A 25276-nucleotide genomic window follows, 5' to 3' on the forward strand; every position below is an offset into this window, starting at 1 on the left:
GGATGCGGTTCGCAACCTCCCTGAAAACTTGCGACGGAGGTACGCGTGACGGTCTCGGCTATCGATCGCTACCGAATCGGAAGAAATCCGCAACCGCCCGTCCTTGTCGCTGAGCAGTTGGACTCGTTCATTGCTGGAATGCGCACGGAGTCACCCTATGTCCTGGGTTTTCCCGGAAATCTCGACTTCAGCTACAGCAGGTTCGGCGGTCTGCTGGACATACTCACGAACAATGTCGGCGACCCGGGCAGTGACGAGAAATCCGGAATCAGTTCCAAGGCAATGGAGCGCGCGGTCGTCGAAGCCACCGCTGAGCTCGCAAACGCACAGGCAGAAGCGACTTTTGGCTACGTTGCGAGCGGTGGGAGCGAGGCGAACCAATTCGGGCTCGATCGCGGCTGTACCTACTTGCCTGACGCCAGGGTGTTCTGCAGCTCCGCGACGCATTACTCGGTCGTCAAGAATGTCAGGTTGATGCGCCGGGAGCTGGCGATTCTTCCCGCCGACCAGCTGGGACGCATGGACGTCGCTGCTCTGGAGCGCGAATGTCGAAAAGACCGCGGTCGGGGCGCGGTGGTGGTGGCGAATGCCGGCACGACCATGACGGGTGCGATCGACGACGTCGCGGCGGTTGTCGAAGCCGCCGGATCCGCGGGGCGGGTGTACGTTCATCTGGATGCCGCCTTGAGCGGATTGATCCTGCCGTTCACCGAACAAGCGTCCTCATGGGGCTTCGCCCATCCCGCTGTCGGCAGTCTCGGCATGAGCATGCACAAGCTATTGGGAATGCCCGTGCCGTGCGCGGTAGCGTTGTGCCGCACGGAGTTCGTTCAGGCTCCCCCGGTCAGCGAGTACATCGGAATCACCGATTCCACACTGAGCTGTTCACGTAGCGGGCTGGCGGCATCGCTGATCTGGTATGCGATGGCGGTCCGAGGAGCAATTGGGTTGGAGCGCACAGCGCACAGCGCGTTGAAGCGTGCCCAGTACATTTCGGATCGATTGGTCGACCTCGGACTACGAACGCTGGTCAACCCGAACTCGATCATCGTCGTATTCGATCGACCGGCTGAATGGATCTGCCGCAAGTACCACCTCGCGACCGAAGCGGACGTGGCGCACATCGTCGCGCTACCGCACATCACCTCGGAGGTCATCGACGAGTTGTGCGACGATCTCGCGAAGTCCCGCGCGCGTCTGCGCGGCACGGGTGCCGACCCGTACAGGGTCGATCATCACACTGCTGTGTGACCGTATCGCCAGGTCCGGGCGATACGGTCATTCGCCGCACCGCGGTTGAGCGTTCCGCTCGTCCGGCAACACGCACGAGCGCTGTTGCCGATTTCACTAGTGGGAGTAGTCCATTGATCGAATTGTCCACGACCTCGGCCGGCCAGGTATCCGACCTGCTGGCGGCGGGCGCGGTGTCCTCGGTCGAGCTCGTGCAACAGGTGCTCGCTCGGATGGAGCAGGTGAATCCGCTGGTGAACGCCGTGGCCAATACGCGTGCCGAGCAAGCTCTGCGGGAAGCGGCGGCGTCGGATGAGATGCGTGCACGCGGCCGGACAGCGGGACCCCTGCATGGTGTTCCAGTCACGGTCAAAGAATGCTTCCATGCCGCCGGACTGCCCAGCAGTTGGGGCAATCCCGCCTTCGCCAACGCTGTGGTCGACGCGGACTCGGCTGTGGTAGCACGACTGCGGGCTGCGGGGGCGATTCTGGTCGGCAACACCAACCTCGCTTTCATGCTGGGCGACTTCGGCCAATGCGCGAACGAGGTGTACGGAGTGACGGCGAATCCGTGGGATCGAACACGCTCCCCCGGTGGGTCTTCGGGGGGCTCCGCCGCCGCGGTGGCTGCCGGGCTGAGTTTTCTGGAGTACGGCTCCGACGTGGCCGGCTCGATTCGGATCCCAGCAGCGTTCTGTGGGGTGTATGGACTCAGGCCAACTGTTGGGACCACGCCGCTGTCGGGCTTCGGCCTGCCGGGGCCCACCGGACCGATCAGTGAGTTGAGCTATCCGATTTCTGTAGGTCCGATGGCGCGCTCCGCGAGTGACCTTCGACTCGCGCTGCGAGTGACGGCGGGTCCTGAAGGTTCAGCCGCCCATGCCTACCGGTGGAGTCTGGCCCCATCTCGTCGTGAGCGCCTCGCGGATTTTCGGGTGGGAGTCGTACTGGATGATCCCGGCTGTCCGGTCAATGATGATCTCGCTGAGCCGTTGTCGGTCCTGGTCGAGCGGCTCGGGACAGCAGGAGCGACCATCGTGCACGGTTGGCCGCCCGGGATCGACCCGGCTGCGGTCTATCGCGCGTTCGGCGGTCACCTCGAAGCATTTCTGGCGTTCCAGACGGGTACCGGCTCCCTGGGGGATCTCGTGCAGCACGAGCAGGTCCGTATGGCCGCCCGCGCCGCCTGGGACCGCCATTTCGCGGATATCGACGTCCTGGTGTGCCCGGTGAACTTCACGGCGGCGATCCCGCTCGACGATCTTCCGATGGAAGAACGAACGATCGGTAGTCGCTCGTACTTCGAGCAGACCTTCTGGATCTCGCAGCCCTCTCTCGCGGGTCTGCCAACGGTGGTCGCTCCGGTCGGACACACTGCGGCGGGTTTGCCTGCCGCAGTGCAGATCATCGGTCCGATGCATGAGGACGACACGGCCATCACCTTCGCGGAGTTGCTTGCCGAACTCACCGGTGCTTATCAGCCACCGCCGCTGTAGGCGGCGGCGGAGCGCCCACGTACAGATTGCATCTCACCGTGCGCTGGTGGCCTCGAGCGCACGGCATGGGACAGGGACGGAGGTAGCCTGCCGTATGGATACTGCGGGTGCGGTTCTGACGACGTTGCGGGCGCACGCCAGCGCTGACGAACAGGTCAAGATCCGCCGTCATTTTCCGCACGATGACCCCGTCATCGGCGTTCGTATGAAGACGACCTTCGACACGGCGAAGAGTAGCGTTTCTATGCCACTCAACGAGGTCGATGCTCTCCTGATTCGTCCCGAATACGAGGCACGCCTGTGTGGTGTGTGCATCCTCGACTTCAAGGCACGTTCTGCCCGGATTACCGAAAACACCCGCCACGAACTGTATATGAAATACCTACAACGACATGACGGGATCAACTCCTGGGACATGGTGGATCGCGCCGCGCCGCGTGTGATCGGACGATTTCTGTTGGACAAACCGCGAGATCCGCTGTTCACGCTGGCGAGGTCTTCGAATCCCTACGAGCGGCGGACCGCTATCACCGCACCGCTCTACTGGGCTCGGTACGGGACCGCGGACCAAGTCGGTGACCTGTTCGCGCTCGCGGAGGTCCTGCTGTCGGACACGGACCCGCTCGTTTCCAAGCCGGTCGGCATAGCACTCAAGTATGCCGGCCTCCTCGACCCACCGGCTTTGACCAAATTCATGACCACTCACGGCGCTTGGATGCAGCGCGCCACGCTGCGCTATGCGACGGAGAAGCCGACGGCCCGATAGTAGTCACTCCCCACGGATGGCTTGGTCATCGACGACTCGGTAACCAGTCAGACCAGCAGGACCGTCACGCCCGCGACAGCAAGCAATGCTCCCAATAGTTGTGGGGTCCGGACCGTTTCGTGAAAGTAGCGTATTGCCAGCATCATAGTGATCGCCGGGTAGCACGCGGACGCGGACGTTACTACCGCACCGGCGGCCGAGTCGTATGAAAGCCCGAGGACGATGGCGGCGTCCGCGACAACCTGTAGCAGGCCCGCAGCAATAACGGACGGTGTGAGCAGCGCCGCGGCCCCACCGGTCGCTGGGCGACCGCTCTCGATGCGAACGTAGAAGGCGATTGCGCCGAGTATCAGTGTCACCGTGCAGACTTCGACCAGAACCACTGCCTCCCACCCGCTGGTCTCCACTGCACTGTCGAGTAACGCATAGCCTCCTCCCCACAACACCGCGGTCGTCAAGGCAAGAACTGGGCCCGCACCGAATCTTAGCCCGGAGGTGGACGAACGCTGGATCTCCGCGGCGATAACCACGCCTGACAGGATGAGTCCGACCGCCGAGACGTGGGTCAGCGTGAGGTGTGCATCGAGCGTCGTGACGCCGATGAGAACGATGACCAGCGGGTACATCGCCCCGAGAGGGCTCACCAGTGCCACCGGTCCGATATCGAAAGCCCTGTACAGACAGACGCCCCCGACGGCGATCGCGGTGCTGCCACCGAAAACCTGCACCATCGCGGCGGTATCGAGTTCGGGAACCGTGCCGACCGCGAACAAGTACCAGGTCGATACCGCTGCCAGGCACACGACATGGACATACAGTGCGGCAGTGACCGGACCGAGGCGTTTGGTGGCCGTGGCGCCGAAGAAGTCGCCCAAGCCATATCCGCACGCGGCGGCCACACCCAGAAAGGCCGCTATCTGCATTGTGACTGTTGCCTTTTCGCGCGAGTCTCCAGAGCCTTGCGGTCGATCTTGCCGGTCGCACCGATGGGTAGCGACGGCAGAATCTCGAGCCTCGCGGGTGTCATCAGTACCGGAAGCCGCGTGTGAAGGTAGGCCGCCACAGCGCTCGCATCGAGAAGCTGACCGTGGTCGGGAACGAGATAGGCAACCAGGATGCCGTCGGCGCCTGCGGAATGTGCGCGGACCACGACCGCTTCGCGGACCGCGGGACAGCGCAGCAGTATTTCTTCGATCTCGTTGAGCTCGATGCGCAGTCCGTTCACTTTGATCTGGTTGTCTCTACGCCCTTTCCACACCAGGACCCCGTCCGCGCGTCGTACAGCGAGGTCTCCGGTCTTGTAGACCCGCGGGCCGCGTTCGCCGTCGTGGTGTAGCCGGCAGAATTGTCGCGCGGTCTGCTCGGGGAGTCGGTGATAGCCACGTGCCAGGCCCGGGCCCGCGATGCAGAGTTCGCCTACCTGGTTCGGTGCCGCCGGTGCTCCTGCCTCGTCCACGACATATATCTCGGCGCCGGCGACGGCGGTTCCGATCGGCATGACGGGTTCGTTGCTCAGGTCGTCCTGCCAGGCGGTGAAATAGCAGGCCGTCGTGATTGTCGATTCCGTGGTGCCGTAGGCGGCTACCCACTGTGCGTTGTCCGCGCCGACGACGGCCTTCCAGCGAAGAAAGGTGGCGCTCAGTATCTTGTCGCTTCCCACGACGAGCAGTCGAACGGACCGAGGAAGCGGCTGGTGGTGCTCGTGCAGGTGGTCAACCCAGCGATGCCACAGCGGCGCGGGCAGGTTGAGCACGGTATAGCCGCGGGCGGTGATCTCGTGGCCGAGTTCGTGGACGTCGTCGAGATTGCGGGACACGATCAACGTGCATCCCGAGATCAGCGCGGGGAAGATTTCTTCCGCGACCACGTCGAAAACCAGCGAGGCCATGAGCGGAATTCGGTCACCGGGTTTCAACGCGAATTGTCTGCTGAACCATTGGGCGTGGTTACGCAAGGCGGAGTTCGTGATAAGTACGCCTTTAGGCCGACCGGTGCTCCCGGAGGTGAACGCGATGTATGCGAGCACGTCAGGGCCGACGGTGCTCGTCCTGGCCGAGGGATACCGGGGTTGGTGCAAGATTTGTTGCAGCGCAACGCATTCGATGTCATCGAGCACCTCGGGAGCGTTCGTTTCGGTCAGGACGAGCAGAGGGTTCGCATCCTGCGTCATGTGCCGGAGCCGCACTGGAGGTTGTTGGGCGTCCAAGAGCAGGTAGGCGCCGCCGGCGCGCAGTATTGCCAGGACACCGACCACGCTCGCCAGGGACCGTTCCATGTAGCACCCGACGATGACCTCGGGTCCGACGCCGCGGTGAACCAAGTAGTCCGCCAGGTGTTCCACCGCGGACAGGAGCTCGCCGTATGTACATGTGTGCTCGCCCTCGACGACGGCGACCAAGTCCGGGGAAGCCGACGCCTGGAGTACGAAGAGTTCGGCTACATTACAGGACTCGCGGTATGTGGGTGAGGTCCTCGTCGCCGCGTCAACCGCAGGCATAGAGTTGTTCCTGACTCCCCCGAGTTGATTCGGACGCCTGTGAATCGACGACACCGCCATTGCGAACTGCGGGTTTCGCGTGGGGGGATTCGGCAGGTGACGCCAGCGTTGGTCGCGGGTGTGTTGGCCGGTGGCCTCGTCCACCGGCCATCACACCTAACTGGCGTTCGGCGTGCGTTGTCGCTCGAGTTCGCGACGCAGTGCCTCGACGTCACGTTGTAGCGCCTGCACACACACCAGGAGCACGCCGACGGCATCGACACCGTATATGACCTTCTCGTCGTCTCCGAGCCCGAAAGCGGCCATCCAGTCCTGCGCCATGGGGCCTAGATGGTTCACCTGCTGAGGTTCCCACTCGTATCGCCATGTGCTGATGGGCAAGTCGACCACCTTGGCGAGAATGTCGTAACCGTTGACCGCGTCGGCGACCGCGACTTGTGCGACAGCGTCGGCGCAGCGCGGCCGCCGGAATCCCCGGAACTGTCTCAACGGTCCCATCGCACAGTGACGATGTCGCGCTTCACAGTTCGGTCACTGAGCAGAGCGGCGGCCGCGTTACCGCAATTCAGTACGGTCAACGCGACCCCGGTCGCGAGGACCGTAGCGAAGCCGAAGGCAACCCTTTTCATCAATTTCTCCTTGTTCGAATTTTGATGATGAGTGCCAATTGTCGCCCCGACGACGACGCGGACTCTTCCCCACGGTGGCGATAGTCGTGCACGTGGCCCTGGCGGACCCTGCGCTCTTCGTTCACATGTGGCGGCCCGCGTTGCCGAGCCCGCGGCTTCCACCTGTGGGGGCAGTGTTCCCAGCAGTGACACGGCGGGCGTCAGCTGTATCACTACCATCGCCGTGTGCTTCGTACCGGAGTTGAACCGTTGCGCTCCAATGCTTTATCGACGTCGACAATCCCTCGACCACTTGTACGCTGTCCTGCCCTGCACAGGAACGGTGGGTGATCGAGTGAGGTTGCATTCTGCCGAATTCGCTGCCGGCGTGCATCGCCACTTTGCCGAGATGCAGCGAGCCCACGGCGCGGCGATTCGGGTCGAGGTCGCCGCAGCGGTGCCGGCGACATTGGTGATCGGGTATCGCGAGGCGTTGCGCGTGCTGAGCGACTCCGAGCATTTCCCCGCAGATTCTCGCGTATGGAAGAGCTTGCTACCGAACGATTGCCCAGCCCTGCCGATGATGGTTTGGGGAACGGCCGCGGCGAATATGGAGGAATCTGCTCGGGCACGTGCGGCGTACTCCGCCGGCATCGAGAGCATCGATCTTTACGCGGTGCGCGCAGCCGTCGAATCGGCAGCGATCCCACTGATCAACAGCTTCTGCGAGACGGGGGGTGCGGACCTTCTCGCGCAGTACGCCCGGCCGTTGACAACGCGAGTTTTGCATCAGCTGATGGGTTTTCCGATGGAATCACGGGACCGCTTGCCGATCGTGCCCACGTCCGCCTCCTCTGCGAACCTGAACGGTGAAACGTTCGAGCACACGCTCGCCACGCTCGTCTTGTCCAAGCGCCGCAGTCCGGGCGCGGATCTGACGTCCAACCTCGTAACGCATCCTGCCGGATTCGAGGACGCGGAGATCGTCGAACAGCTCATGAAGTTGTACATGATGGGGGCGGAACCGACCTGCAATCTGATAGTGAACACGCTTCTTCTGATGTCGACAGACGGACATTTTCATGACGAGTTGCTCAGCGGAACACTGTCGGTCCGTGATGCCATCGACAAAGTACTGTTCACAGATCCCCCGCTGATGAACGGCTGTCCTCGTTTTCCGCGCCAACCACAGATTGTCGGCGATGTATGGGTCCCAGCGCACCAACCAGTATTGGTCAGTCCGACCGCCTGCAACAACGACCCCGCCGTCGGCGGGGACCGTACCGGCAATCGATCTCATCTTGCCTGGGGCGCGGGTGAGCACGCCTGCCCGGCTCGCACTGTTGCCACGCTCATCGTGCAGGAAGCGCTGGATCAGCTGCTCGACGCACTTCCTGAGATAGAGCTGGCGATCCCGGCCGGGGAACTGGTGTGGCAGGCGAGCCCCTTTCACCGCGCTCCCGTCGCGATCCCGGTGACCTTTCCGCCATCTCGTCCATTGCCGGATCCCTCAGGAGCCGAACCCCGGTGACCAACCCGCAGACGAACAGCACAGTCGAAACCGGAATCGCGTACGCACCCGTCGAGGCTCTGGGGCCCCGAATCGCGCTGTACACACCCGAGTTCGCCGCGGACCCGCATCGGGTGTACCAGCGAATGCGGGGCAGGTACGGCTCCCTGGTGCCGGTCGAGCTCGCACCGGGGGTCCCGGCAACCCTCGTTATCAAGTACCACACCGCCGTGCGCATTCTGAGCGATCCCGCGCGTTTTCCAGCCGACCCGCGAACCTGGCAGGCACAGATGCCCGAAGGGCTGGCGATCATGCCGATGGTCGAGTGGCGCCCCAACGCGCTTCGCTCGGACGGCGCGAACCATGACCGGTACCGTACCGCGACAGTCAACGCGCTCGCCGGTCTGAACGTGCACACGATCCGTGCCGCGGTCGAACCGATCGCGATTCCATTGATCAATACCTTCTGCACCAGGGGTCGAGCGGACATTATCGCCGAGTACATTCTGCCGCTGGTCTTTTCGACCATCAATTCGATGCTCGGGTGCCCCGCGCACATCGGTGAGCGGGTAGCCGCCGCGAGTGCGGCGATGTTCGAAGGAGTGGACACCGCCACGGTCAACACGATGCTCAATCAAGCGTTGCTGGAGTTGTCTCGGCTCAAGCGCTCGAGACCCGCCGACGACATCACTACGCGTCTGATCGAAGATCCGGCCCGCCTGAGCGATCAGGAGATGATCCATCAGCTCGTGACCCACTACTCCGCAGGCGTGGAGATACCTCAAAACCTGATTGCCAACACCCTGCTGCTGATGTTGAGCGACAGTCGATTCGCCATCGATGGTGACGGCTTCGCGCCCACGACCGGTGCCGCGATCGACGAGGTGTTGGCAGTGGACCCACCATTGGCGAACTACTGCTTGTCATACCCGCGTCAACCGGTCTTGGTCGACAAGGTGTGGGTGCCGGCTCACCAACCCGTGATCATCAGTATGGCCGCTTGTAACAACGATCCCGAAACGAACAACGGCCAGTTCTCGCGCAACGGTTGGAACCTGGCGTGGAGTGCGGGACCACATTCGTGTCCCATGCAGGCACGTACCGTCTCGGTGCTCATCGCGCAAGAAGCCATCGACCAGCTCTTCGATGCTCTGCCGGAGATGCGGTTGGCGGTGCCTCTCGACGAGCTGGTCTGGCGTCCGGGACCTTTTCATCGCGCGTTGGCCACGCTGCCCGTGATATTTCGTCCGTCTCCGGCTCTGAACCCGAGATAGTAGACGAACCCACACGTTGGTCGGTGGGCGGATGTGCCCACCGACCAAGCGAATGTCGCTGGAGCGGAAGTTCCCAACGCTGGGAGGTGATGACTATCGACAGCTGAATACGGTGTAACGGCCGAGTGATGTCCCGCTCACGGGACGGCCACCCACTGGCTCAGCGCCGACACCGATTGAGGGGGCACCGAGTTGACCGACTCCGAGTGGGGCGCGGTGCTGGCGCATGTGCCCTGGTTGCGGGACGCCGAGCCCTTCGACCGCGGCGGATGGCGCGGGAGCACCGTGCAGATCCGTGACAGTCTCAACGACCACAAAGTCTCGTTCGTGGCGAACGGTCCCGAGGTGACACTGACAGTCGGCTCACCCCCGGATCAAACCGCGCGCGAGCGATTTCATTCGATCTTGCAGGCGCAACCGGACGGCATCTGGCGTGAATCGGTGGCGCAACTCGGTTCCGGGGACAATGCCCGACAGCAATGGCCACCACCCGCATGGGAATGGACCGAGCCCACCCCCGGCCAGGCACGAACGCCGTTGCGGAAAATACCTCGTGAATGGCACAGCACATGCCGCCGGGGCGACGCCCGTGACAGCGTCGTCGCGCTCCGTGATTCGCTGTGCTCGGTGATGCGCGACGGGCTCGGCATGGACGTTGACCGGCTTCGTTTCAGCCTGTGGAACAGGACCGGTCCACTCCCCGATCGGCTGTGGGGCGACTTCTGTACTGCGTTGCCGGACAGGCCCACCGCCCGGTGCGCCACTCAACTGTGCTCGGGTTGGCAAGATTTCGCAGACCGGTTGACATGGACACTGATGACGTTCCCGACGGGTGGAGTTCTGGTTCTGCGCTCACCGCCCGAGATGGTGAATTCGGGGCTGGTGCAGCTGACGAAAGGCGATGTCTCGACCTCGCACGCGGTGCTGTACAGCTACCACGACACATCGTCACAGGTGTGGTCACATATGACCGACATCGGTTGGTGGTATGCGCCTCGCTTTGCGCCCGATGTGCGAGGCTCGAACTGGATCGATCCAACCGAGTACACACACCTCGCGCCTGCTCATCATGATGTCGCGGAACGGACGGTTGCGACATTCCGGGACGTGCTGGGCGTAGGCCACCCACGGCAGTTGAGCTGCTTTACATTCATCGAGCCGCCGGGTGATTGTTCTTACGTCGCTGCTGAACTCGGACTACCGGTGCGCGCGGAGTGGTAGCAACACCGGCACCGTGACAGCTCGATCACACCGACCCGAGTATGAACCATCGAGTCCGGCCTCTGGCATTCGAGTGCACGAGCGCACCGAACCACCCGTGCCCGCGTCGGCGGTCCGGACGGCGGACGCGTAACTTCGCGCGAAAGCCTCCAGTGGCGGGAAATCTGTAGCGGTGCACGAGAATTCGACGAGTGGTGTCGATTCAGTACTACTTTTCTCTTGGGTTGACCGACCAAGAGGCCGTGCATCGGGTCCAGGATACGGTGCGGTTCCTTCTCGGCTGTAGGGTTGCACCGTCGGAGTGCGAACTCGACACAGGCCGACGGGTCGAGGCCGGACGTGCGGTGAACGAGCTCGAATTGACGGTGCTGATGGCTTCGGCGATCGCGAACATGAACACTGCCACCGGGATTCCCCAACAGCGCGTCACTCCCATGCTCGGGCTCGACTGGGCAAGCGCCTGGGCATGGTCGCGGCCGCTGCAATGCCCGCACTGCGATAGCGGCAACGACGACTTCGACATGTTCGAATGGTTGTACAGCGGGGTCGAGGTGTCAGCGGACTGCCCCACATGTGGATTCACCGGGCTCATCGGCGACTGGAATCTCGAACACTCGATGCTCGCGATGACGAATTGCTGTGTAGCCCTGCGTGGTTGGCCGATTCTACCAGAGGATGCCGCAGAGGTCCACGTACAGGCATTGCGGTTGATCGGCGACCGTTCACGCTATCTGCGGGGTGGTTTGTGAGCCCGGTCCATGCCGCGACTGCCCTGACGGTTCGATTCCCCGGCAAGAATCATTGCCGGCACGGCGACATTGAATTCGTATTCCCAGCAACGAGAGCTTTCGACGCGGGTGATAGATGGTTGTGGCCACCTACACTCGCCCGATGATGGCGCGAACCCCGTGGCAAGGTGATCAGCCGGGCGACAAGGCCACAGCGGATTCGACGAGCGTGGAGCGACGGTCCTTCAGCGCGATGTCCTCGACTGCGTTGATGCTCACGCTTCGGGTCGGCGGGGCGTGCGCGCTGACCGGGATGAGCGGATTGGCAGCGTTGCTGCTGCTGTTCCAGCCGTGGTTGGTAGCCTCCGGGCCGAACGGGACGGCCGAAGCGAACGCCTTCGGCCGAATTGACGCTACGACCGCGTACTTGACGGTGTTTTCACAGCAACGAGCTGGGATGGCGCCCATCGCCGGTGTCTGGGGATTGCTGGCGGCCGCGGCGATCGTTGTCAGTTGTCTCGTCGCCGTGGCCGGAATCAGTTTACGAAGCGAACTGGCCGCGCGCATTTCAGCGCTGTGCGCCGGGCTCGCCGCGGTGTTGGTCATGATCACACTGGTCTACATCAACAGCAAAGGGCCCGAGCTGAGAGCCATGACCACACGCTCATACGACATGGGCGGACATCTGGGTTCGGTAATCGCGTGGGCGATGGGCAAGGGACGTTTACCGTTTCCAGGGGTGGCCGGCCCCTCATCGTATGGGAGCGCTCGACTGACTACCTACGCTCTGGCAGCGGGTGCCCTGGCAATTCTCTCGGCCATGTCGGCGATTTCGCACTGGTGCCTAATGCATCCGCATTTCCGTGTTGCCACGCGGCGACGGTTCCTGGATGCGCGCCGTCGGCGGATGTGAGGGCGGCACGGATCAGAGGGGCTGCGCTCGACAGTGCTCGAAGGCCGAGCGATAGGTCGCACCAGGGCAGGCCTACAGCAGTACGCCGAGGATAGAACTTCCCATGCTCAGTGCCAGACCGAGAAGCGGAAGTATCGTGCGCAGATCAGGGGCCGAGGAACCACTGGGAAGCATGAATATCCTTACGTGTGCGGCGAACTCGCGAACGGGGCGGCCAGGACCGGTCGAGGTTGGTTCCGGTCCTGGCCGTATCTCCCACTGCTGCCCGCCCGCGTCCGGCACCATGCGCGTGTCAAGCGTAGGAGGGCACGTTCAGTGTGGAGTATTCCCGGGAGAGGGGATTCAACTCGACCCAGACGCCTCGGAAGTGGGCTGTTCGTCGATTCGGGTAGCTGGACTCGGGGGGATGAACCGGTTGATGTCCTCGCGGTTGGCTATCGATAGTTTGCGGCGAATCGCGAGAACTTGAGCGTCGATCGTACGGAGTGACTTTCCGCGATGTGCCGCGATCGCACTGTTGGTCCAGCCCTCGGCGATGAGTAGCGCCACCTCGGTCTCGGTCCGCGACAGCAGGTTCCACCGCCTGAGTGCGCCTTGCCGGTGCTGCGGACTCACCGGGTCCGGAAGTTCGACGAAACCCAGAACGTAGCGTTGTAACTCGTCGTTTTCCGGCTTGAACGCTGCACCCTGTGCGGCTGCGCCGGCGAAAGTGTGTGGACCGAGGGTCGCGGTCGCGATGTCGATGGCTTGGCGTATTTCACTGGCGACCAACGTGGTGCGCTCCGGCGCGATTCCCATGAGCCGGTGCAGCCGGGCCAGTCCTGAGTGGATGCGCGCGATACGGAGGGCTGTCGACGTCGCGGCTACCGACCGGGGGTGGTCGGCAATACTGTAGGTCAGCGCCATCATGTAGTAGTGGATCAGCCAACTCGCCGTCCACCGATCATTCGCGGCGACGATGTCAGGCAGTGTGTCGAGGGCATACTCGGCTGCTCTCGCCGGGTCACCGTGTCGTGATTGGGCAAGGATCCATGCAAGCTTCGCCCACCAGTGCGCCCAGATCGCGCCGGCGCGGAGTGTCCGGTCGAGGTGATGTCGAGCGATGGTCAGTGCGGCATGGGGCTCACCGACCACGCACGTGGACAGTACTTCGAACAATTCGCTGCGCGCCGCACCGGCCGAATCCCCGATGGCGGCGAACTTTGTGCGTGCGCGTGTGAAGGCGGGGATCGCTCGGGCATCCAGCTTCATGGTCATTAGTTCGAGGGCGAAAGTGAACTCGACCGGGGCGGGCAGCCCCACATCGATGTCGGCGCTCGCGCGCCAATCGTGGTGAGCAACGGTGAGCGTTGGGCACGCGGCAACACACTGGTCGAGCAAACGGGCGGTATACGCGCTGCGCCCCTGCCACACCGCCACCCATGCGACGGAGGCGGTCGCATCGATTCGCAGGGCAAGCGGCAGCCTGCCCCCGGCGGCGGCGACTCCCAGGGCCGCTTCGGTGAGCGCGGTGATCGTGCGATTGGCGCCGGTGACGAACGGTATTCGCAATGACATAAGGGCGGCAAGGGATTCGAGTGTGACAAGCGCGTCGGCGGGGTCGTCGATACCTGTCTCGAGGCTCATCAGGATGTTGTTCCATGAGCTGCGCATCCACTCGAGCCACCGCTGTTCGTCACGGCCGAACCACGTCGCGTGGCCGACGATGATCCTGTCGCGATAGTAGCGGCGGTGGCGAGCACGAAGTGCCCGCACGGTGACCAGAGCCGGCTGTCGCTGTTCTAGGCGCTCGCGAGCGTAGAGCCGAATGCTCTCGAGCATGTAGTACCTGTTGATGGGACCGCTGGTGTCGACGGAGACGAGTGAACGGTCCACGAGCCGTTGGAGGAGCTCGACGATGCTGTCGGCGGGCAGGGTCGATCCGGCGCATACAGCGACCACGGCGTCGAGTTCAACCCCTTTGTCGTGGTTGTAGCCGTCGACGGCTTCGCTGCCGGCAGCGAATACCGACAGGTTCTCCAACAGCCGTTTCTCGAGTGGACCGCACAGCTCGTAAGACCACGCGATCGCGTCGGCGATGTTGTTGTGCCGGTCGGCGGGATCGGCGCGCGCGCCGGCAGACCACCCCAATCGCCGATCGGAATCGTCGCCGGTGAGTTCACGCAGGACGTGGGACAGAGTGCGGTACCGCAGTCGCGCCGCGGCCAGCCGAATGAACAACGGGTTTCGGTCGACTCGGCGGCACACTTGGTCGACGAGTGACAGTTGGGTCTGAGTGGGCTCGAGATGGAAACCTGTCAGCTGTGCGCGATGGCAGAACAGCGATCGAGCGTGCTGGTGCGGAAGAGGTTCGACAACGATCGTGCGCTCACCTCGACAGCCGATGGACTGGCGACTGGTTGCCAGTACGGTCACGTTCGGCAGTCGGCGGCGCAGCTCGGAGATGAACGTGTGTGCCGCGTCGATGAGATGCTCGCAATTGTCGAGCACGAGCACGCGGTCGTCTCCGGGGTCATTGGCCAATGCGCTGGATATCGCGTCCCATGGGGAGCGTCCCGAAAGGCCGGCGAGAGCTACGATTCGTGCGACCTCCTCCGCCACGACGTCGGCGTCCGCACCGCGTGGGAGCCTCGCAAGGTTCACCCAGGCGGACGAAAGCGGGGTGGGGCGGCGACGGATCGCTTCGCCGGCCAGCCTTGTCTTGCCGATACCCCCAGGCCCCACGAGCGTCAGCAGCCGGATCTTCGAATTGTCCAGAAGGAGCGCGATACGGCGCAGTTCCTGATCACGTCCGATGAACGAGCTTGTTCCGGGTGAGCCGTGTTCGGCGGGAGGCATCGTTTGTTCTCAATGGTGCGGCGGATAGGGGATACGGGTGAGTTGATCGGCGAGATCGGAGGGCAAGCGGGCGGCTACATCCTGGCGCGAACTGACGGACAGCTTTCTACGGATGGCGGCGACTTGAGCGTCGATGGTTCGGATAGAGCATTGCCGTTCAATCGCAATCGCCCTGTTTGTCCATCCTGCTGCCACCAAGAGCGCGACCTCCCGTTCTGCGGGGGTAAGGTGCGGAACGGGGGGCTCGGGCTGTGGTGAGGTGGCGTCGCTGTCGAGCATCTGCCGCATGAACGGGGCGGGGTGGGTCACGTGCTCGGTGACGAACTCGCGAAGGAGTCGTTCCCCTTCCGCACGCGCGTTGGCCGATTGCGCCTGGCCCAGTACCGCGGCCGCCGCTTCGGTTGCCTTGCCGAGTTCGACCGCTATCACGGGCAGTTCGTCGATCGGCAGGATCCACGGGATCGAGTGTGCCCGCATGGCTCCCGTGAGACGGGCGACTTCGATGGCGGCCATTTCGCGGTCCGAATGGTGCTGATGGTAGGGATAGGTCAGCAGCGAGTGGCGCAGGCTGATGATTCGCGCGACCGCACACCATCGGGCGGTCCAGGGGTCCTGCCCGGAAGGGGTGAACGTCAACAGGGCATTGGTACGGGCGAGCGCTTCGGCCATTACGCCGTTGCGCGCGAGAGCGATCGAATGTGCCATCTCCATCCACACGAGATCCGGTTGGTCTCTCGACGCTTCCGCGTGAAGGCAGGTTCTGGTGTAGCGCTCGCTGACGTCGGGCTCCAGCAGCAGCGCATGGGCGAGCGCGAGAAAGCGCTGGCAAGCAGTGGTTTCGCGGTGCTTGCCGCTACGGGCGTATGCCCGCGCGGCTCGGTGCAGAACCTCGATCGACGCTGAATCCCGGTGGGTGAGCAGCAGTTCCAGGCCCCATGTGAATTCGAGGGCTGCCGGCAGCCCGATGTCGACGCCGGCAGGCGGTGGCCAAGAGTGAGCGGGCACGAATTGTGCCGCCGACGCGCAGAGTGTGGTTCGGGCGTGGACGTAATCACCCTGCCAGAGAGCGATTCGGCTGATCAGGGCAAGCGAGTCGGCGCGTCCAGCGGTCAGCGGAGCAGGCGCGGCAGCCATGGTCTGTCGGAGGAGCGACGCGACAGGGTCGTCGTGAGCCGCAGGTATCCATGTCGAGAACGTGTCAGTGAGGATTTCCAGGCTGGTTTCGTAGCCGTTGGGCTGTGCGCAGGCGGTATCCACCGCGAGTCGCAGATTGCCCCAGGTCTGGCTGCTCCATTGCCGCCAGCTGACTTGTTCGGGCCCCAGGTGGACGCCGGGGACATCACGTGCCCATTGGAAGTAGTAGTGGCAATGGCGTTCTGCCAGCCGTGCGTGCTCGGTGGGCTGACGGGAGAGTCGTCGCGCGGCGAACACCCGCACAGTTTCAGGCATTTGGTAACGGGTTGTGGTTGCATCGGGATCGACGATGAGCAGGCACTTGTCGACAAGTCGATCGAGGCAATCCTCGACCGCTGGGCCGGGTAGTTCGCGATCGGCGCAAACCGCGATGATGGCGGCGAGTTCGATGCCGCTCCCGCCGCCGGGATCTTGAGCGTCGCGGCCGGGGGCGAAGGCTGTCAAACGCTCGAGCAGGATTCGCTGGTCTTCTGTGCAGGTCGACAACGAGTCCTCGAGCACGGCGAGCACACTCGAGTGCCGGGCATCGGTTGGTGCTCGGCCCGGGTGGGTCCAGGTCAGACGCTGATCGGCGGCGTCCCCGCTCAGGTCGCGCAGAATAGTCGCCGCGGGCTGGTGGGACAGCCGGGCCACGGCGATGCGGATGAACAGCGGATTGTGGTCGAGTCGGCGGCAGATCTCGCGGGAAACCACGCGAGAGTCGTTGTCATGGTCCAGGTGTCGACCAACGAACGAGGTTCGGCGCCAGAAAAGCGCCAGGCTGTCGGTGGGGTTGAGTCCGTGTATCCACAGGATGTACTCGTCGAGTCCACCAATCGGTTCGCGGGAGGTGGTCACGATGGTGATACCCGGTGCGAGATAGGACAGCTCGTTGATAAGGCGGTGCGTGGCGGCCAGCACGCTCTCGCATCCATCCAGCACGAGGATCGTCGAGTGAGTCGGTCCCCCTGTTCCGAGACCCCGGGACAATCTTTGCCTGGCGTTGTCCGGCGCGTCGACGGCCGCTTCCAGGGCAGCTGTGACGTGCTCGATCAGCGAGTCGGTGTCCGAGGAAAGGCCTGTCAGGCGTACCCAGTGAGTGAGCCGTCCGTTGCTGGATTGCCGCAGCGCATGAGCGGCCAACGCGCTCTTGCCCACTCCGCCCGGCCCGACGAGGCTGATCAGCCGTGCCGGGCCGGACAATAACAGGTCGAGCTGAGCGAGTTCGGCTTCTCGGCCGACGAACTCACTGGTCGAAGCCGGAACAGCGTCGCCACGTGAGGAAACCGCGGACATACCCAGTGAACGTAGTCCACCGATTCAGTGTTCGCTGGGCAAACGCCAACTGCTCACGCTCACACGACGCGATCCGGTTCCGGTCCTGGTGACCATGTCCGGTGTCGATGCGCCGGTGGTTGCTGATAGTGGACTCGTGCGACGCCGCTGGGGAACGACGTGACATCGATGAGATTCAGCGGCGGCTCTATCCCTGCGCGTGGGAACAGTGAGGTCCCGTGTCCCAGCACTATGGGATGGATGAACAGGTGATAGTCATCTATCAAGCCGTAGCGCATCAACGGTGTAGCAGTTCGAGGACCTCCGAAGACGATAAGCTCCCCCTTCGTCTCGGCTTTGAGGGCAGCGACTTGCTCGATCGGGTTCCCCCGTAGTACTCGGGTGTTCCAGTCGACAACGTCGAGGGTTCGGGAGATGACGAACTTCGGGGTCTTCTTCCAGCATCGCGCGAAGTCGACGTAGAACTCCGAGATCGCGGGCTCCTCGTCGGCTTGTGGCCAGAACGACGCCATCTGCTCGTAGGTGCGCCGGCCGTAGAGGAATGCTTCGGCCGCGCACAAGTCATCCAGGTACGGCTGGTAGAGCTCCTCGTCCACGACCGGCCAACTGACTTTGTCCGCGGAATCGGCGATGCCGTCCAACGACATCTGCATCCACAGGGTCACCTTTCCCATTTCGCCGCCAACCTCCTGCGTTTCGCTTGAGGAGATTGTCGACCGACAGGTCGGCATGGCGCATCAGCAGTGGCCGCGAAGACATACTTAAGTAGCCGTCGGAAGCTATCCGAAACTGCCCGTCGGGGGAATGATCACGACGGCTGGAGGGGCGGGGTACGGCGCGTGCCAGCCGTCGCGCGGGTCGCAGCCGGGTCGCGGAGGGTTGAAGGGCTCGAATCCCTCGTGCCCGCGTCGGTGTCCTCGCCACCCCTCGGGTGCCGCATGATCCTGCGGCCGGGTCCATGCCTCGCTTTCGTTACCGAAGTCCGAATGAGGCGCGAAAGGGTGGGCGCCGGCCGGAGCGATCGCCACGATCAGTGCTCCTACTGCGGTGCCGAGGGTGAGGCCGAGCATTCGGGTCACCGGGCGGGTGTGCTGGATCATTGCGTGCCTTTACATGAAACGGATCCCGGTCCCATCGCCGAGAGAACCAGGACAATGTACCGCCAGATAGTGGTCCGTTGCATAGGTCTCACCGTGGCTGGGAACTCCGCCCGAGCATGCCTCAATCCTGCAGATCGGCCATCTCGATATCGAGCGCGAAGCTCTTCCCGATTTGCCGAGTTATCAACTCCGCGGCCATGGACCCCGGCAGCGAACGCGCGGAGTCCACACGATCGTTGAGTGCCGCACGGTCGGCGGCGGTACGTTCGGACTCCTGGTACGCCTGTACCACCGTGCGGTTGAACAACTCGAAGAATCGCCGCGCAACACGATCACACTCCGCGTTCAGGCGCTCGAGTTCACCGAGCGCCTCGGACATCGATACATCCAGCGCGAGTAGTTGATCGAGCAGTCGAACCAGAGCGGGGTCCGCGACCCGATAGTTGATCGCGTCCAGCGGTTCGAACAGCCCGAGCGCGACAACACGTGCCAGGCCGTTGGGGACATCGCGCAAGCGCTCCTGAAGTGCGATCGCGGTGACGGTGTCTCCAACGGGACGCTCGTCGCCGCTGGCGTCATCCGGGCCCGAATCGGCTACGCCCAGGACCTCACCCAGGCCGTCACCACGGCCCCAGGCCTCCAGCAATTCCCGGATCCCGTTGAGCTTGATGCCGCGTTCGAGCAGTCGACTGATCGTGTGGACCCGATTGAGGTGATCGGCACCGTAGTACCCCGTGCGGCCCTTCACCTGCGGCGGCGGCAGGACCCCGCGCTCGTGGTAAACCCTGAGGCTGCGCACTGTAGTACCGGCCTCGCGCGCGAGTTCGTCGATGGTGTATTCCACGGCCGCCATACCAACAAGGAAACCATATCTATCACGCGGGAACGAGCCTCGGGCGGCGATGACGTCTGATAGCGGGCACATGAACAGTGGCACACGACCCACGCGTCCTCAAGTATTCCCACCGGCGGGAATCCTTCCCTGTTCTGGGAACCCTGGCGTGACCGGTGCCCCTACCCTCGTGCCATGGCCTCGCTGCCTGATGATCGAGTGAGCACTCTCGATCGAGAACACGCTTTGGGTGAGTTGTCGCGCCACCTGGCCGAAGGGCGATTGTCGGTGGCCGAGTTCGACGATCGCTGCGTACTGGCCGCTGTAGCAGAGACTCGCCCGCAGCTGGCCGAGCTGTTCACGGATTTGCCCGCTTTGCAAGGGCGAGCGCCCATTCCCGCAAACCGTCGATATGCGAATGCCCCGCTGGCTGTTCTCGCCTTGGCCGGCGTGATCATGAGCATGGCGACAGGTAGCGGGTTCTGGTTGGTGATTCCCTTGGTGGTATTCGTAGCGGCCGCGGTGCGGCACCGGTGAGTGCCGCTGTCACCACCAGGTTCTGGGGCGGATCTGGTTGGCCAAGTCGACAATTCGGTATCGGTGCCATCGATCAGTGGTGGTCGAGGCCAGGGTACGCAGGCTGCGTTCGAGCTCTCGCCGGAGCCCCGTGGTGGTGAGCGGAACACCGAAGAGCGTGGCCGTGGGCGGACATGCGGTGGATTCCAGCCAGGCGATGGCTGCGCCTACGGTGAGTAGTCGGAGTGGCAGCGCGCGCGGATCAGCGGCGTGTGCGCCGGCACGACGTGCCGCATCATGAATGTCATCCAGGGACAACCGAGTCGGCGGACGAGAGACCAGCAGCAACGCCGCGCTGATTTGCGCTACCGCGAAGTGGCGGGAAGCCTCGGGGACCTCATCGAGGATTGCGACCGCTTCGCTGAGTTCGTCCGCGACGATGAGTTGTCGAACGAGCCCGAACGCAGCGCTGACCACACTGCGGTTGGTGCGCCAGACCATGCGATAGAAGGTCGCCGCCACGGTGACCCAGCGGTCGCGCTCGTCTGCGCGTGATCGGTGGTGCACGATCAGTTCTGCAGACACCGCCATCGCGAGCGCCGCTGTGATCTCTCCGGGCAGACAGCCGTACACGACGTCGAAATGCTCGTGGGCGCGGTGATAGTCCTGTTCCAGCAACGCGGTAATCCCTTGGTACCAGGGCAGGCGCCAGTCCGGGGATGCCCCATCCAGGGTGGCGAGCGCCGCTTCGGCACTATGCACGTCATTGAGCTCGAGGTGTGCACGCAGGGCGACGAGAGTGCTTTCGTGGTCGTACGACCACGGCGGGGAAATCGTCCCATCCCGAACCCGGACGCGATCCTGTCGCAAGGTGTCGAGTGCCTGGTTGGGCTGGGAGTACAGCAGCGGGGCCAGCAGATCATGGCTGGGGTCCTCTGGATCTATCAAGGGGACCGGCAGCGCGTTGGCGACTTCGGACGGGCTCAGCAGGGGTGTGTGCGGCTGGCCGGCTCGTATGCCCTCGAGTGGACTCAGAAGAGTCGTGATCCCGAATTCCCCGCGGTGGGCCCCGAATTCGAGGGTTGCGCGAGGGTGTTCGCGTCCGGTGTCTTCGGCAAGGATTACCCGCAGGACGCCGGCGAGCTGGTTGTGCATCGCGTAGGCGCTGGAGAAGCGCCGGGCCGGATCGATATCGAGTGCGCGTTCGAGGAGCCTGTGCAGGCCCGGGTATTGGAGCAGGACCGGCTCACTGCCTGGGTCGGGTAGAGACCGGACGCCGTGCGCATCGGTATGGGACATCGACAACGTCAATGCGGCCAGCGTTTGCCCGACCGTGTAGATATCGGAGGCGATCGTGGGACCGGTGTGTGTGATTTCCGGAGCCATGTAGCCGGGTGTCCCGTAAATGCTGCCATACGAGGCCATCGCCGCCACGGCTCCGAGATCGATCAGCTTCACCTCGTCGTCGGTGACCATGATGTTGTCGGGTTTTAGGTCGTTGTACGCCAGTCCGAACGAGTGCAGGTAGTCGAGCGCCGGGAGTACTTCCATGACGTAGGCGATGGCTTGAGCCACCGGAAGCTGGGCGGGCTGCGCGAGGTCGTGGATTCGCTTGAGTGACAAACCGCTGACGTACTCCATCACGATGTACCCGTCATTACCGTGTCTGACGAAGTTGTAGATCTTCACGATGCCCGGGTGTGTCATCTCGGACAGGAATTGTCGTTCTGCCAGAGCTACGACATGCGCTTCGAAATCCTGGGGGTTCTGCAGCCCCTTGAGGACTACCCAACGATCACTGACATTACGGTCAACGGCCAGGTAGATCCATCCCAGCCCGCCGTGAGCCAGACACCCTTGCACCTCGTATTGGGCGGCCACCGTGTCGCCCGTGGCCAGCGGTGGCCGGAAGTTGAACTCGGAGCCGCAGCGGCCACAGTGGCCGGTGGTGGCGGCAGGAGTGGAATCGCTGCTCCGTCCGACCCGATGTTGGCAGTTCCAGCACAGCCGCTTGTGTTCGGGCACTTCGGGATTGATGAGCAGCGCGGTGTCGGGTGCGATGGCTGACACCTGCGGCATCGGCAACAGTCCATCGGCGAGGCGGCGCGGGGTCGGGCGTGTGCGGGTACTTTGCGGGCCGCTGACTGCATCGTCGGCACCGAACACCGCGGTGCCGACGTCCCGGGGTTCGGAGATATGTTGCGGCGTGGCGGTTTCGAGCGACGTTGTTCGTCGTCGAGTGGCCCAGGCGGGTTGCGCGCCACGCCGCGACATGTGGTCATCGTGTGACCAGCGATTCGACCAGGGATGTGGTCCTGGACGCGGTGGTGGGGACATCCGGGCCTTTCGAATCCGCCAGGTGATTCGGCCCTATTGTGTTCCCGCGTCCGGTGTTCCGTCGCACAAGGTTGTTCCCAGTGCGGGGAAGCCGATTCGTTGCGATGGGGTTCGTGTGGAACGGTGCGCGGACAGACCTACCGATCAGTGTCGGTCGTGGCCGTCGTCGGGTTGGTCGGTTCAGGCGCCAGCGCCGGTCGCTCGGCGATTACGGGGAATTGGCCTGTGTGGCCCTCGCGCTGGGCGGCGATGAGTCCGACGCGCTTGCGGGCGAAGAACCAGCCGATGACGAACGCGGGCGCGACGATCAGGAACATCGTGAGCACCGCTCCCCGCTGGACGATGTCTTCGCTGGTAGCCATCAGAATCACCACGCCGGCGAGGAAGATCAGAGTGGCGAACCCGGTGTACGGTGTTCCGATCAGGCGAAAGGTCGGCCTTTCCATTCGCCCCGCACGCCACCATTGCCACAAACGCAGCTGGCACAACACGATGGCCGCCCACGAGGTGATGGTGCCCAGCGCCGTCATGTTCAGAACGATTTCGAAGGCTTGTTCGGGGACGAGCGCGTTCAGTCCTACGCCGAAGAGTGCGATCACTCCCGTGGCGAGGATTCCGACGTAGGGCACCCCGGAGGCGGACATGCGCCCTGCGACCGCAGGTGCGCTGCCATTCATGGCCATGGAACGCAATACTCGTCCCGTGGAGTACAGCCCGGCGTTGAGGCTCGAGAATGCCGCGGTCAGCACGACGAGGTTCATGATCGAGCCAGCGCCTTCGACTCCGAGCTTGGAGAAGAACGAGACGAAAGGGCTTTGCCCGGCCCGGAAAGCCGTGTAGGGCAGCAACAGTGCGAGAAGGACCAGGGACCCGACGTAGAACAGGATGATCCGGGCCACGACCGAGTTGATGGCACGGGGGATGATCCTTTCGGGGTTCTCCGCTTCACCCGCGGCCGTCCCGACCAGTTCGACGGCGGCATAGGCGAAGACCACCCCCGTGGTGACCAGCACCAGCGGCAACATACCGGAGGGGAACAGTCCGCCGTTGTCGGTGATCACACTGAAGCCGGTGCGTTGACCCTGGATGTCGAAGCGTCCGAGGAGGAAGACGCTGCCGATGACGAGGAACCCGACGAGGGCGACGACTTTGACCAGGGCTGCCCAGAATTCGAGCTCGCCGAACCAACGCACCGAGATCAGGTTGATGGACACGACCGCCACGAGCGCGACGAGCGCGATGACCCATTGAGGCACCACCTCGGTCGCGCCCCAGTAATGGACATAGGTGGCGATGGCGGTGATGTCGACAATTCCGGTCATACACCAGTGGAAGAAGTACATCCATCCGACCGTGAATGCCAGTTTCTCACCGTAGAACTCGCGCGCGTAGGACACGAACGAGCCCGAGGAGGGGCGATGTAGCACGAGTTCCCCGAGTGCGCGCAGGATGAAGAACACGAAGACGCCGCAGATCCCGTAGACCAGGAACAGGCCCGGCCCGGCACTGGCGAGGCGCCCTCCTGCCCCCAGGAACAAACCCGTTCCGATGGCGCCGCCGATGGCGATCATCTGGATCTGGCGTGGCCGAAGGTCCTTGTGGTAGCCGACGTCTTCCGGATTCACCTGTTTGCTACCGCTGGACTCCCCTGCGGGATGTCGGACTGTTGTCACGGTGTGCACCTTTCGCGCTTGCCAGTTCACGAGTAATGTACCGTTATCCAACGTCGCATTCAATGGAGGCACAACTAGACCTGTAGCGTTGGTGCGTGCTTGCAGCTCAGGGCCATATATTGCGACATCCACCCAGGTCTGCGGGTGGTAGACGTGGTATAGTGGCGCGTCAAACGGCGATACGTTAATCATGTACCACGGAGGACGTATGGCATGGTTTGCTCGTGAGTTCATAGCGGTCCCGGACGACCGCAAGCAGCAGTTGGTCTACAAGTGGCCCGACCGCGCCATCCGGCGCTTCACGCGCGCGCTGGTCAATATCGACGAGACCGCGTTGTTCGTGCGATCCGGAGCAGTTGTGGCCACGCTCGGCCCCGGCAGGCATCGCATCGATGCCGACGCATTGCCGGCCCTGGGGGCATTGGTCGATTCGATGACCGGCGGAAACTTCTATCAGGCCGAGCTCTACTTCGTGTCGTCGCGAGAATTCACCGGTCTGCCCTTCGGAGGTCGGCTCGCCGATGTCACCGACCCCGTGAGCGACCAGGTGGTCAGCCTCCGCACGCACGGCGAGTTCGCTCTTGTCGTCCGCGACCCCGCGACGCTACTCACGTCTCTCGTCGGTACAGCCAACTTGTCGGACGCCGGGCGATTGTTCGAGTGGAGCGCAGCACTGCTGACCAAGGCGATGAAAATCGCCGTCGCGCAACGGGTGATGGCGGGAGAGTGGCCGGTTCTGGGCATTTCCAGCCGGCTGCCCGCGATCGAAGCTCTCGTTGTTCGCGAGGCGAATGTGGCTCTGTACGACTACGGGCTGAGGATCTCCCGGATTGGCAATCTGGATCTCACGTTGGCGCCCGAGGATGCCGCCAAGCTCAAGCGCCTCGCCAAAGACCAGACGTACATGAATCTGGCGGGCGACTTTCAGCGGTACGCCGCTGGCGAGCTGGCGTTGGGGGCGAGCGCGGGAATGGCACACGATGCCGGCGATGCACTGACGACAGCGGTGGGGATGGCCGCGGTGCAGCCTTTCGTGAGTGCCTCCCCTGCCCCGTGGTCCCAGCCCGCCCCGGCCTCCACGCACAGCGACAGCGTTCCATGCGAATCATGTGCCGCGCAGATCAGAGCTACCGCGCGATTCTGCATGGCGTGCGGCACGCTGCAACAACCTCGAACGTGCACCGGGTGCGGGAGCAGAGTCGGTCGCCGCGCCAACTTCTGTGGTCAGTGCGGCCGAGCCCTTACCGAGGCCGCCGGTTAGCTCCGCG

Annotated in this window: 19 protein-coding genes; 10 read left to right on the forward strand and 9 right to left on the reverse strand. The window is 63.6% G+C overall.

Annotation, left to right across the window (positions count from 1 at the left end; all coding sequences use genetic code 11):
• Positions 1-45: 45 nt before the first annotated feature.
• The 3 genes from ACFVBH_RS26890 (at position 46) to ACFVBH_RS26900 (ending at position 3492) form a co-directional block, all read left to right on the forward strand.
• Entirely contained in the window at positions 46-1251 is a 1206-nt protein-coding gene (locus ACFVBH_RS26890) for a histidine decarboxylase (RefSeq protein WP_379005640.1), read from the forward strand.
• 113 nt (positions 1252-1364) lie between these two features.
• A complete protein-coding gene (locus ACFVBH_RS26895; RefSeq protein ID WP_379005642.1) occupies positions 1365-2726 on the forward strand; it encodes an amidase family protein in 1362 nt (453 codons plus the stop codon).
• A gap of 94 nt (positions 2727-2820) precedes the next feature.
• On the forward strand, positions 2821-3492 hold the full coding sequence (locus tag ACFVBH_RS26900; protein ID WP_379005644.1) for a DNA alkylation repair protein: 672 nt from the start codon (positions 2821-2823) through the stop codon (positions 3490-3492).
• 47 nt (positions 3493-3539) lie between these two features.
• Here ACFVBH_RS26900 and ACFVBH_RS26905 read toward each other — a convergent pair whose 3' ends face one another.
• Genes ACFVBH_RS26905 through ACFVBH_RS26915 form a run of 3 tightly spaced genes read right to left on the reverse strand, consistent with a single transcriptional unit; the run spans position 3540 to position 6487 of the window.
• Positions 3540-4415 (reverse strand): EamA family transporter, encoded by an 876-nt coding sequence (locus ACFVBH_RS26905; protein ID WP_354987213.1) that lies wholly within the window; start codon positions 4413-4415, stop codon positions 3540-3542.
• Positions 4406-6133, reverse strand: coding sequence for an amino acid adenylation domain-containing protein (locus ACFVBH_RS26910; protein ID WP_379005646.1), 1728 nt, complete (start codon positions 6131-6133; stop codon positions 4406-4408). The genes ACFVBH_RS26905 and ACFVBH_RS26910 overlap by 10 nt, the downstream gene beginning before the upstream one ends.
• Positions 6134-6145: 12 nt before the next feature.
• Positions 6146-6487 (reverse strand): tail fiber domain-containing protein, encoded by a 342-nt coding sequence (locus ACFVBH_RS26915; protein ID WP_379005649.1) that lies wholly within the window; start codon positions 6485-6487, stop codon positions 6146-6148.
• Positions 6488-6952: 465 nt separating this feature from the next.
• Between ACFVBH_RS26915 and ACFVBH_RS26920 the strand changes: the two genes are divergently transcribed.
• The 5 genes from ACFVBH_RS26920 to ACFVBH_RS26940 all read left to right on the forward strand — a co-directional run bounded on the left by ACFVBH_RS26920 (position 6953) and on the right by ACFVBH_RS26940 (position 12243).
• Positions 6953-8128 (forward strand): cytochrome P450, encoded by a 1176-nt coding sequence (locus tag ACFVBH_RS26920; RefSeq protein WP_379005651.1) that lies wholly within the window; start codon positions 6953-6955, stop codon positions 8126-8128.
• Complete coding sequence (locus ACFVBH_RS26925) at positions 8125-9381, forward strand: cytochrome P450 (protein WP_379005653.1); 1257 nt, start codon at positions 8125-8127, stop codon at positions 9379-9381. The genes ACFVBH_RS26920 and ACFVBH_RS26925 overlap by 4 nt, the downstream gene beginning before the upstream one ends.
• A 192-nt stretch (positions 9382-9573) precedes the next feature.
• Positions 9574-10602 carry a hypothetical protein gene (locus ACFVBH_RS26930; RefSeq protein WP_379005655.1) on the forward strand — a complete coding sequence of 343 codons (1029 nt, stop codon included), beginning with the start codon at positions 9574-9576 and terminating at the stop codon, positions 10600-10602.
• Between the two features lie 191 nt (positions 10603-10793).
• Positions 10794-11351, forward strand: a complete 558-nt coding sequence (locus ACFVBH_RS26935; RefSeq protein WP_379005657.1) for a hypothetical protein — start codon at positions 10794-10796, stop codon at positions 11349-11351.
• A gap of 142 nt (positions 11352-11493) precedes the next feature.
• Complete coding sequence (locus tag ACFVBH_RS26940) at positions 11494-12243, forward strand: hypothetical protein (RefSeq protein ID WP_379005659.1); 750 nt, start codon at positions 11494-11496, stop codon at positions 12241-12243.
• A gap of 342 nt (positions 12244-12585) precedes the next feature.
• On the opposite strand, the gene ACFVBH_RS26945 is transcribed toward ACFVBH_RS26940, so the two are convergent.
• The 4 genes from ACFVBH_RS26945 to ACFVBH_RS26960 form a co-directional block, all read right to left on the reverse strand.
• Positions 12586-15081: an AAA family ATPase gene (locus ACFVBH_RS26945; RefSeq protein WP_379005661.1), complete on the reverse strand. Its 2496-nt coding sequence runs from the start codon at positions 15079-15081 to the stop codon at positions 12586-12588.
• Between the two features lie 9 nt (positions 15082-15090).
• On the reverse strand, positions 15091-17550 hold the full coding sequence (locus ACFVBH_RS26950) for an ATP-binding protein (RefSeq protein WP_379005663.1): 2460 nt from the start codon (positions 17548-17550) through the stop codon (positions 15091-15093).
• Positions 17551-17609: 59 nt separating this feature from the next.
• Positions 17610-18224, reverse strand: a complete 615-nt coding sequence (locus ACFVBH_RS26955; RefSeq protein ID WP_379005665.1) for a dihydrofolate reductase family protein — start codon at positions 18222-18224, stop codon at positions 17610-17612.
• Between the two features lie 547 nt (positions 18225-18771).
• Positions 18772-19503, reverse strand: a complete 732-nt coding sequence (locus ACFVBH_RS26960) for a MerR family transcriptional regulator (protein ID WP_379005667.1) — start codon at positions 19501-19503, stop codon at positions 18772-18774.
• 174 nt (positions 19504-19677) lie between these two features.
• On the opposite strand from ACFVBH_RS26960, the gene ACFVBH_RS26965 reads away from it, so the two are divergent.
• Positions 19678-20019, forward strand: a complete 342-nt coding sequence (locus ACFVBH_RS26965; protein WP_354987225.1) for a DUF1707 domain-containing protein — start codon at positions 19678-19680, stop codon at positions 20017-20019.
• 9 nt (positions 20020-20028) lie between these two features.
• On the opposite strand, the gene ACFVBH_RS26970 is transcribed toward ACFVBH_RS26965, so the two are convergent.
• Both ACFVBH_RS26970 and ACFVBH_RS26975 read right to left on the reverse strand, forming a co-directional pair.
• Positions 20029-22272: a tetratricopeptide repeat protein gene (locus tag ACFVBH_RS26970; protein ID WP_379005669.1), complete on the reverse strand. Its 2244-nt coding sequence runs from the start codon at positions 22270-22272 to the stop codon at positions 20029-20031.
• Positions 22273-22472: 200 nt separating this feature from the next.
• The gene (locus tag ACFVBH_RS26975) at positions 22473-24008 is read right to left on the reverse strand and encodes an amino acid permease (protein WP_379005671.1); all 1536 of its coding nucleotides are present in this window, start codon (positions 24006-24008) and stop codon (positions 22473-22475) included.
• Positions 24009-24216: 208 nt separating this feature from the next.
• Between ACFVBH_RS26975 and ACFVBH_RS26980 the strand changes: the two genes are divergently transcribed.
• Positions 24217-25269 carry an SPFH domain-containing protein gene (locus ACFVBH_RS26980; protein ID WP_354987228.1) on the forward strand — a complete coding sequence of 351 codons (1053 nt, stop codon included), beginning with the start codon at positions 24217-24219 and terminating at the stop codon, positions 25267-25269.
• The last annotated feature ends 7 nt before the right edge of the window (positions 25270-25276 follow it).

It is taken from the genome of Nocardia sp. NPDC057668 (assembly GCF_042799795.1).
GTDB lineage: Bacteria > Actinomycetota > Actinomycetes > Mycobacteriales > Mycobacteriaceae > Nocardia.